The sequence below is a fragment of the Arthrobacter psychrolactophilus genome, from assembly GCF_003219795.1.
Classification (GTDB): domain Bacteria; phylum Actinomycetota; class Actinomycetes; order Actinomycetales; family Micrococcaceae; genus Specibacter; species Specibacter psychrolactophilus.
Map to the genome: position 1 here is coordinate 22,941 of NZ_QJVC01000030.1, position 9,539 is coordinate 32,479.

General features: G+C 62.4%; 9 protein-coding genes. All 9 read left to right on the forward strand.

From position 1 onward, the window contains the following. The first annotated feature begins 5 nt into the window (after nucleotides 1-5). The 9 genes from CVS30_RS17410 to CVS30_RS17450 all read left to right on the forward strand — a co-directional run bounded on the left by CVS30_RS17410 (nucleotide 6) and on the right by CVS30_RS17450 (nucleotide 9,178). Nucleotides 6-251 (forward strand): hypothetical protein, encoded by a 246-nt coding sequence (locus CVS30_RS17410; protein ID WP_110486822.1) that lies wholly within the window; start codon nucleotides 6-8, stop codon nucleotides 249-251. 98 nt (nucleotides 252-349) lie between these two features. Beyond that, nucleotides 350-3,031 (forward strand): alanine--tRNA ligase, encoded by a 2,682-nt coding sequence (gene alaS / locus CVS30_RS17415; RefSeq protein ID WP_110486823.1) that lies wholly within the window; start codon nucleotides 350-352, stop codon nucleotides 3,029-3,031. 58 nt (nucleotides 3,032-3,089) lie between these two features. Further along, complete coding sequence (gene ruvX / locus CVS30_RS17420) at nucleotides 3,090-3,629, forward strand: Holliday junction resolvase RuvX (RefSeq protein ID WP_110486832.1); 540 nt, start codon at nucleotides 3,090-3,092, stop codon at nucleotides 3,627-3,629. Beyond that, entirely contained in the window at nucleotides 3,626-4,876 is a 1,251-nt protein-coding gene (gene mltG, locus CVS30_RS17425; protein WP_245934675.1) for an endolytic transglycosylase MltG, read from the forward strand. The genes ruvX and mltG overlap by 4 nt, the downstream gene beginning before the upstream one ends. Then, nucleotides 4,877-5,785 (forward strand): shikimate dehydrogenase, encoded by a 909-nt coding sequence (locus CVS30_RS17430; RefSeq protein WP_110486824.1) that lies wholly within the window; start codon nucleotides 4,877-4,879, stop codon nucleotides 5,783-5,785. Between the two features lie 5 nt (nucleotides 5,786-5,790). After that, nucleotides 5,791-6,990, forward strand: coding sequence for a chorismate synthase (gene aroC / locus CVS30_RS17435; RefSeq protein WP_110486825.1), 1,200 nt, complete (start codon nucleotides 5,791-5,793; stop codon nucleotides 6,988-6,990). After that, complete coding sequence (locus tag CVS30_RS17440; protein ID WP_110486826.1) at nucleotides 6,990-7,562, forward strand: shikimate kinase; 573 nt, start codon at nucleotides 6,990-6,992, stop codon at nucleotides 7,560-7,562. Before aroC ends, CVS30_RS17440 begins: the two co-directional genes overlap by 1 nt. Nucleotides 7,563-7,571: 9 nt before the next feature. Continuing rightward, complete coding sequence (aroB, locus tag CVS30_RS17445) at nucleotides 7,572-8,681, forward strand: 3-dehydroquinate synthase (protein WP_110486834.1); 1,110 nt, start codon at nucleotides 7,572-7,574, stop codon at nucleotides 8,679-8,681. Next, nucleotides 8,678-9,178 (forward strand): tetratricopeptide repeat protein, encoded by a 501-nt coding sequence (locus CVS30_RS17450; RefSeq protein WP_110486827.1) that lies wholly within the window; start codon nucleotides 8,678-8,680, stop codon nucleotides 9,176-9,178. The genes aroB and CVS30_RS17450 overlap by 4 nt, the downstream gene beginning before the upstream one ends. The last annotated feature ends 361 nt before the right edge of the window (nucleotides 9,179-9,539 follow it).

The window sequence follows — 9,539 nt, forward strand, 5'->3', positions numbered from 1 at the left end:
ACGTCATGAAAAAAATATTCTGGCTCGGTGTAGGCATCACCATCGGTGTGATCGCCGCCCGTAAGATCGCCTCGGCACAGGGTGCCATTGGCCCCGAGGGTCTCAACCGCGCCGTGGGTCGTATCAGCGATGCCGTTCATGACTTTGCTGATGCTCTCCGTGAGAACATGGATGAGCGAGAAACAGATTTGCGCTTAGCCCTCGGGGTCGATCAGGCCCCTGCCGCAAATCGCACCCACGCACGTCACTAAAGAATTTCGGCGCCGCGCAGCACCTTGCGCGTAGGCGCTTTTGCATCACACATTTAAGCGTTGTACCAGCTAGAACTATTGAAGGAGCCACCAGGCTAATGAAATCGCACGAAATCGCACGCCGCTGGGTAGATTTTTTTGCCAGCAAGTCACACACCCCCGTGCCCTCGGCCTCTCTGGTGTCCTCCGACCCGTCGCTGCTGTTCACGGTGGCCGGCATGGTTCCCTTCATCCCGTATCTGACTGCCCGCGAGGTTCCGCCGTTTGAGCGCGCGACCAGCGTGCAGAAATGCATCCGTACCGGTGACATCGAAGAGGTCGGCAAGACGGTTCGCCACGGTACCTTCTTCCAGATGTGCGGAAACTTCTCCTTCGGCGATTACTTCAAGGAAGGCGCCATCAGCTACGCCTGGGAGCTGCTGACCAGCCCCGTTGAGCAGGGCGGCTTCGGTCTGCCCGTCGAAAAGCTGTGGGTCACGGTCTACCTCGATGATGAGGAAGCCCTGGAGATCTGGCGAGACAAGATTGGCGTCCCCGCAGACCGGATCCAGAAAATGGGTAAGGCAGATAACTACTGGTCCACCGGCCAGCCCGGCCCGGCCGGCCCTTGCTCGGAAATCTTCTATGACCGCGGCCCGGAATATGGCATCGACGGCGGCCCCGCCGCAGACGACACCCGCTACATTGAAATCTGGAACCTCGTGTTCATGCAGTTCCAGCGTGGCGAAGGCACCGGCAAGGACAACTTTGAAATCCTGGGCGAACTGCCCAAGAAGAACATCGACACGGGCTTGGGCCTGGAGCGTCTGGCCATGATTCTCCAAGGCGTGGAGAACATGTACGAAACCGATCAGGTGCGCCCCGTTCTGGACAAGGCTGCCGAGCTGGCCGGCAAGAACTACACCTCCACCGAGGACCCGGCCGACCCGCACCACGTGGACGATGTCCGTCTGCGTGTTGTCGCCGACCATATCCGTTCGGCTCTCATGTTGATTTCCGACGGCGTGTCCCCGTCAAACGAGGGCCGCGGTTACGTCCTGCGCCGCCTCATCCGCCGCGCCGTGCGCTCCATGCGCTTGCTCGGTGTGGAAACCGCCGTGTTGCCCGAGTTGCTCCCGGTTTCCCGCGACGCCATGAAGGGTGCCTACCCCGAGGTTGAGGCGGACTTCGCCCGCATCGCTCGCATTGCTTACGCCGAAGAGCGTGCCTTCCTGCGCACCATCGCCAGCGGTACCGCACGCCTGGAAGAAGCCGTTATGGAATCCAAGGCAGCCAACACCTCACTCTCCGGAGCCGAGGCCTTTGCCCTGCACGACACCTACGGTTTCCCCATTGACCTGACCCTGGAAATGGCCGGAGAGGCCGGACTGGCCGTGGATGAGGCCGGATTCCGGGCCCTCATGCTCGAACAGCGCCAGCGCGCTCAGAAGGACGCCAAGTCCAAGAAGGGCGGTCACGCCGACCTGTCCGTCTTCCACGAGCTGCTGGCTCAGGGCGAAACGGTCTTCACGGGCTACACCGAGCTCGAGGGTGAGGGACGCGTGCGTTCCATCCTCTCCAACGGTGCCGCCGTGCAGCACGCCTCCACGGGCGATGAGATCTCCCTCGTGTTGGATGCCACCCCGTTCTACGCAGAAGCCGGTGGACAGTCCGCGGACACCGGTTTCATCACCGGTGACGGCTTCGTCGTCGAGGTCTTGGACGTCCAGAAGCCCATCAAGGGCCTGAGCGTGCACAAGGCCATTGTGCGCGAAGGTGAACTGCCGACTGACGCTTTGGTGCGTGCCGCCGTCGACCGGGAACGCCGCCACGCCGCAGAGCAGGCCCACACGGGAACGCACATTGTGCACGCCGCCCTGCACCAGATTCTCGGCCCGGAAGCCACCCAGCGTGGTTCCTACAACAAGGCCGGCTACCTGCGCTTTGACTTCGCCTGGGGCGAGGGCCTGAGCACGGCAACCCGCTCGGAAATTGAAGAAGTGGCTAACATTGCCATTCGAAATAACTACCGCGTGGACACTAAGGTCATGGATCTGGACGCTGCCAAGGCCCTCGGCGCCATGGCCTTGTTCGGCGAGAACTACGGTTCCGAGGTGCGCGTTGTCGAAATCGACGGCGCTTGGTCCCGTGAGCTCTGCGGTGGTACCCACGTAGATAGCACCTCCCGTATCGGGTCCCTGACCTTGTTGGGTGAGCAGTCGGTGGGTTCCGGAAACCGTCGCGTCGAGGCCTTCGTCGGTCTGGATTCCTTCCGCCACCTCGCCGCCGAGCGTGCCCTGGTCAACTCGTTGACCGACATGCTCAAGGTTCCCTCCAACCTCCTGCAGGAACGCGTCTCGGCAACCCTGCTGAAGCTCAAGAACGCGGAAAAGCAGTTGGAGCAGCTCCGCAAGGAACAGCTCAGCGCCGCCGCCGGAAACCTTCTCGGCACGGCCGTTGATGCTAACGGTGTGCGGATCATCGCGCACGACGCCGGTGAGGTGAGCAGTGCCGATGATCTGCGGGCCCTGGCCTTGGATCTGCGCGAACGTCTCGGCTCGGGTGCGGCAACTGTCGCCGTCGCCGGTGCCAGTAACTCCCGCCCCATTATCTTGGTCGTGACTAACGAGGCCGCCCGTGCGGCCGGCGTCAAAGCCGGTAACCTCGTCAAGACCGCCTCCGGCATTCTCGGCGGAGGCGGCGGTGGCAAGCCCGATATGGCCCAGGGTGGTGGCTCGGATGTGAACGCTATTGGCGCAGCACTGACGGCCATCAGCGATGCCGTGAAGAATCGACCGTAGGGTTAGCGTGACGGAGCATAATTTCCCGCAGGGGGTCAAGCTGGGCGTGGACGTAGGAATGGTCCGCGTCGGCTTGGCCGTCTGCGACCCCGACGGCATTCTGGCCACCCCGGTCAAAACCTTGAGCCGGGATCTGAAGAAGAACAGCGACGTCAAGGTCGTTGTCAAGGAGGCTGCCGCCCGCGGCGCCGTCCAGATCTTCGTTGGGCTGCCCAGAACCATGAAGGGTGAGGAAAAAGCCTCCGCAGAAATGGCACGCAGCTACGCCAGCGTCTTGGTGTCCTTCTTAGCGGACGCCGAGCTGGACGTTCCGGTCTTTTTGATTGATGAGCGCCTGACCACCGTCAGCGCTCATCAGGCTCTTCATCAAGCCGGTATGAGCTCGCGTGAGCACCGTAAAGTAGTTGATCAAGTGGCTGCCGTGGAGATTTTGCAGCACGCCATAGACATGCAAAAGGCGCGCAATGCCACTGTTGGCCAAGCCGTGCGCACCATTGAGCCGCGCGTTGTGGGGACTGCCGGAGCATCTGAACACGAAGAGGATCCCACCATTTTCACGCAAAATGCCGTGTCTGAAGAATCGAGTCAGGCACTATGAGCGAACGGTTCCGCGACAATCAGTCGAGTGAAGCACCGATGCAACCCTCCCAGTATGTTGAATACTATGAGGCGGAGCAGCCTCACGAGGAACACCCCGAAGAACACTACGAAGAGTACGACGACGAGCACCCCGAGGTAGAGTACGCCGCGTTGCCGTCACGCCGCAGCAGCCGCGTCTCCAAGCGTGTGCGCCGTCGCCGTCGTAGCCTGGCGTTCCTGGTCATCCTGGCCTTGTTTGTCGGCGTCGTCTTCTTTGCCGTCCAAGCGATCAAGCCCATGCTCGGCGGCTTGCAGGCAGCAGATTACCCAGGCCCCGGAACCGGATCCGTGGAGATCGTTGTCCCCGATGGGGCCACGGGCCGTACGGTGGCCACGGAGCTGAAGGAAAAGGATGTGGTTGCCAGCGAGCAAGCCTTCCTTGACGCGCTCACCGCCGCCGATGGCACGGCTGCCCTGCAGCCGGGCACCTTCAGCATGAAGGCCCAGATGAAGGCCTCCGACGCTGTCTCGGTGCTTCTGGCCGTCAGCAACGACAAGGTCCACTACGCAGCTGTTGCGCAAAATCTACGCATCAAGGACACCCTGGCCGTCCTGGCCGAGGGCACCGGAATTTCCGAAAGCGAATTTGAAGTCCTTGCCAACCAGCCGGCCCTCTTTGGCTTGCCAGCACAGGCGAAGAGCCTCGAGGGGTACCTGTCACCGGGCGAGTACCGTTTCCCGATTGAGTTGGACGCCAAGGGCATCCTGAGCGAAATGGTCGCGGCGACCGAAAAGTCCCTCACGGAGGCCGGTATCACCGATCCGGCTGATCAGTACCGGGTCCTCACGATCGCCAGCATCATTGAATTTGAAGGCAATAAGGCCAACTACGCCAAGATTTCCGGCGCCATCGAGAACCGCATCAACAATGCCAATGGGGAAACCGGCGGCCGCCTCGAATCCGACGCCACCGTCGCCTATGGTCTGGGTCTGAAGACGTACAACATCACGGCCGAACAAAAGGCCGACAAGTCGAATCTGTACAACACCTTCGCCAACCCCGGCCTCCCCGTGGGCCCCATTGGTTCCCCGGGCAGTGAGGCTATCGTGGCCGCGGCGCATCCGGAGAGCAACCCGTACTACTTCTGGGTCACGGTGGATCTGAAGACCGGCGAAACCCTCTACGCCGCCACCTACGCCGAGCACCTGGTGAACGTTACCAAGTACACCGCCTGGTGTGAGGCGAATGTGGGGGAGTGCAAGTAAATGCCAGCCTCTTTGCAGGGCGCGGTCTTGGGACACCCGATTGGGCATTCCCAGTCTCCCGCGCTCCACAACGCCGCCTACCAGCTGCTCGGCATCGACTTTAGCTACCGCGCCATCGACGTGGAGATTCCGGCCCTTGCCGAGCTCCTGACGCAGGTGCGCGCGGAGGGCAATTGGTACGGCCTGTCCGTCACGATGCCGCTGAAGAATGCCGCCGTGGACCTGGTTGATGAGCTGACGCCCGTCGCGCGGACCCTCGGCTCGGTCAATACCATCATCGCCGCAACGGACGACGGCGGAACCACCTTCCTGCGTGGCGATAACACCGATGTGGCTGGCATCCTCAACGCGCTGCGTCACGCCGGGGCACAGGACGGTCCGCGGGCCGCCATCCTCGGTGGCGGGGGCACGGCCGTCTCGGCGCTTGCGGCACTTGTTGAGCTCGACGCCAGCGAGATTGTCGTGTTTGTGCGCAACCCCGCGAAGGCTGCCGACACCATGGAGGTCGCGGAGGCCTTGGGCGCTCCCGCCTCCCTGAGCACCTTTGAAGGTGCGGCAACCGCCCTCGGAGGGTTCGACGTCGTCATTTCCACCTTGCCGCCGCGCGCGGCAGACCCGCTGGCTGCGGACTTTGCCGCTAGCGGGCAGGAAAGTGCTGGCATCCTTTTGGATGTGGCCTACGATCCCTGGCCAAGTGCTCTCGCGCAGGCGTGGGAAGCGCGCGGCGGAATCGTCGTGGCCGGCATTGAAATGCTGCTGTACCAAGGTGTTGAACAAGTCAAGCTGTTTGCGGAGGCCGGAGGATACGGCACGCTCGCAACAGACAAGCAAGGGGACGTCATCAATGTGATGTGCGACGCAATTGGCGTCCATAGGCGGAACCCCCACGAGCAGAACATGGCAGGATAGAGAGTATGTTGCGTTGGTTGACCGCCGGAGAATCACATGGCCCGGCCCTTGTGGGAATTATTGAAGGCGTCCCTGCCGGTGTGGAGCTTACGAGCGCCCACATCCAGGACGCCCTGGCACGCCGCCGCCTCGGCTACGGTCGCGGTGCCCGGATGAAGTTTGAGCAGGACGTGGTGACCATCCTCGGTGGTGTCCGCCACGGGCTGACTCAGGGTGGCCCCGTTGCCATTCAGATCGCTAACTCCGAGTGGCCCAAGTGGGAGCAGATCATGTCTGCTGACCCCGTGGATGCCGCTGCGTTGGAGGGCCAGGCCCGTAACGCTCCCTTGACGCGCCCGCGTCCGGGACACGCAGATTTCACCGGCATGCAGAAGTATGCCTTCAGCGAGGCTCGTCCCGTCCTGGAACGCGCCAGCGCCCGCGAGACCGCAACCCGTGTTGCCCTTGGAGTTGTTGCCGCGCAGATGCTAGCCGCCGTAGGTGTTGAGCTCGTCAGCCACACGGTACAAATTGCCGGAGTTGCGTCTCCGGAAACCGCCGCGCTGCCCGTCTTCTCTGACGTGGCAGCACTGGACGCCGATCCGTTGCGCTGCTTTGACGCGGCAACCTCCGCCGCCATGGTCGAGGAAGTCGACACGGCGCAGAAGCAGGGCGAAACCCTCGGCGGCGTCGTCGAGGTTTTGGCGTACAACCTCCCTCCCGGCCTGGGTAGCTACGTGCACTGGGATCGTCGCCTGGACTCCCGCCTGGCCGGAGCCCTCATGGGCATCCAAGCCATCAAGGGCGTCGAGGTAGGCGACGGCTTTGCCACGGCAGCCCGCCGCGGCTCGGCAGCCCACGATGAGATCGTGCGCGACGAAGAGGGCCGGATCATCCGTACCTCCAACCGCGCCGGTGGCATCGAGGGTGGCATGAGCATCGGAGACGTGCTGCGCGTCCGTGCGGCTATGAAGCCCATCGCCACCGTCCCGCGCGCACTGAAGACGATCGACGTCGCCACGGGCGAGCCTGCCAAGGCTCACCACCAGCGCTCGGATGTCTGTGCTGTCCCGGCCGCCGGCGTTGTCGCGGAGGCCATGACGGCCCTCGTGCTGGCCGAGGCTCTTGTTGAGAAGTTCGGTGGCGACTCCATCGCCGAGACCAAGCGCAACATGGACAGCTACCTCGCAGCTATCCCGGCCAACCTGGATACGCTGGGTCACTGATGTCTCCGGGCAAGGATCCGGCTGGGGCGCCGGAGTTCGTGCCCCAGCGTCCCATCGTCATGATCGGGCCCATGGCTGTGGGCAAATCCGTGATTGGTGCCGAGCTTGCTCGCGTGCTCGGGATCGACTTCATCGACTCCGATCATAAGATTGTCGCCAAGCACGGACCCATCCCACGCATCTTCGCTGCTAAGGGTGAGCACCACTTTCGCCAACTCGAGGCGCGGGCCATTGCCGATGTCCTCGATGTTCCGAAACCGAAAACCGTGGTGCTCTCCCTCGGTGGGGGAGCGGTCCTGGACTCCGGGACACAGCAATTGCTGGCCCGGGCCACAGTAGTCTTCCTGAGCGCCGATCTTGAGACGGTCAAGGAACGCATCACCCGTAATACCGGACGGCCCTTGCTGGCTGCGGACCCCGTAGCCACCTGGCAGCGACTGGTACTCACCCGAGGCCCCGTCTACGCCCGCCTGGCCGACATCACGCTGGATGTCAGCAATTCAAATGTGCCGCAGCTCGTTGAGCGGCTGATCCACCTGCTGGAAACAGAATCAAGGAAAGAGAATTCTTAAACCGTGAACATCCAGAACACCCCCGCAGTCCCCAACACAGTCATCAAGGTCACCGGCGAGTTGCCGAAGGAAAACTACGACGTCGTCGTGGGCCGCGGGCTCTTGAACCAGCTCCCAGCCCTCTTGGGTGAGCGGGTCAAAAAGGTTCTGGTCATCCACCCCCGCGCGCTGCGCCTGACCGGCGACACCGTTCGGGATGACCTCGAGGCCGCTGGCTTCACGGCGCTCACGGCCGAGATTCCCGATGCCGAAGAAGGCAAGCACATTCAGGTGGCTTCCTTCTGCTGGGAAGTCTTGGGAAAGAACGACTTCACCCGCTCCGACGCCGTCGTGGCCGTGGGTGGTGGCGCCGTGACCGACGTCGCTGGTTTCGTGGCAGCAACCTGGCTCCGAGGTGTCAAGCTCGTCACGATGCCCACCTCCCTGCTGGGCATGGTCGATGCCGCCGTGGGTGGCAAGAACGGCATCAACACCGCCGAAGGTAAGAACCTGGTGGGAACCTTCCACCCGCCGGCCGGCGTCCTGGTTGATCTGGATACCCTGGACACCCTGCCTCGCAACGAACTCATCTCCGGCATGGCCGAGGTCATCAAGTGCGGCTTCATCGCTGACCCGGTGATCCTTGACCTCGTCGAGGCCAATCCTGAAGCTGTGACAGATCCTCGCTCGGAGGTTTTGCGCGAACTCATCGAACGCTCCATCTCCGTCAAGGCCAAGGTTGTCTCCGAGGACCTGAAGGAAACGGGCCTGCGCGAAATCCTGAACTACGGGCACACCCTCGGTCACGCCATCGAGCTCACGGAACGTTACTCCTGGCGCCACGGAGCAGCCGTTGCTGTGGGCATGATGTTTGCCGCCGAGCTAGCCCGCAGCGTTGGCCGTCTCAGCGACGAAGACGCCGATCGTCACCGTTCCATCCTGGAACTGCTCGGTCTTCCCCTGAGCTACCGTCGCGACCGCTGGCAGGCCCTGCTCGACGCCATGAAGCGCGACAAGAAGACCCGCGGTGATCTGCTGCGCTTCGTCATTCTCGACGGCATTGGCCGCCCGCGCGTGCTCGATGTGCCCGACCAGTCGCTGCTCTTTGCCGCGTACCAAGAGATTGCGTCGGAAGCATGAGTCTGAAGGATTGGCCCTCGGCCGGTTTTCCCGGCACGGCTGTAAATCCCGAAACGCTCCTGCCTGAGGTTGTTGATGAGGAGCTGTGTGCCGCTGCCCTCGAGGAGTCTTCGGACGCCGGCGATCACATCTTTGTCCTCCTGGCCAAGGGCCTCACTGCCGAGGCGGCAGAGGTTGCCGCTGACGCACGTCTGGCCGACCCGACCTCATTGCGTCTGCAGGTGCTTGACGCCGAGGTGTTGCGCGCCAGTAAGAGCTATGACCGTGCCGAAGGGATTCTGCGCTCTGTGCTTCCCGAGGTAACGGGCAAGCCCATGGAGGCTTGGGTGTTCCAGCAGTTGGGCAAGGTGAATTTCAGCAAGGGTCAGTTTGAGGCCGCTGCCAAGAACTTTGCCTCATCCCTCGACCTGAGAGTTGCTGCAGGATCGGATGCGACAGCCATCTACTCGGCGACTGTTTCCCTCAAGCGGGCCTTGGACCTGGCTGAGCGGGAATAATCCCACCGGTTCTCTACTGTGCGGCTAATGCGATCTCTTCTTCGCATTAGCCGCATTTTCAGTTTGCAGCGTCGGATTATCTGCTTACGCGACGTTGTTCGGGACGCACTTGCCTAACGTGGTGGTGGGTCTGCTCGAAGGCGGGGGTGCCGCGCAACCGCGATTGATTCAGGTACGCACTGCGCACAGGGCTTCAGACACTCGCTGGGCGTCTAGGTTCAGGTGTGGTGTTGGTTGTTGTTTCCTCCACAGCTGTTCTGGGTGTGTGGTTGTTGCACAGATTCGGGGTTGGTGGTGTTGTTTGTCAGTGCCCGGGATTAGAATATATGTATGGATGAAACGACAAAGGTGTCGGAGCAAT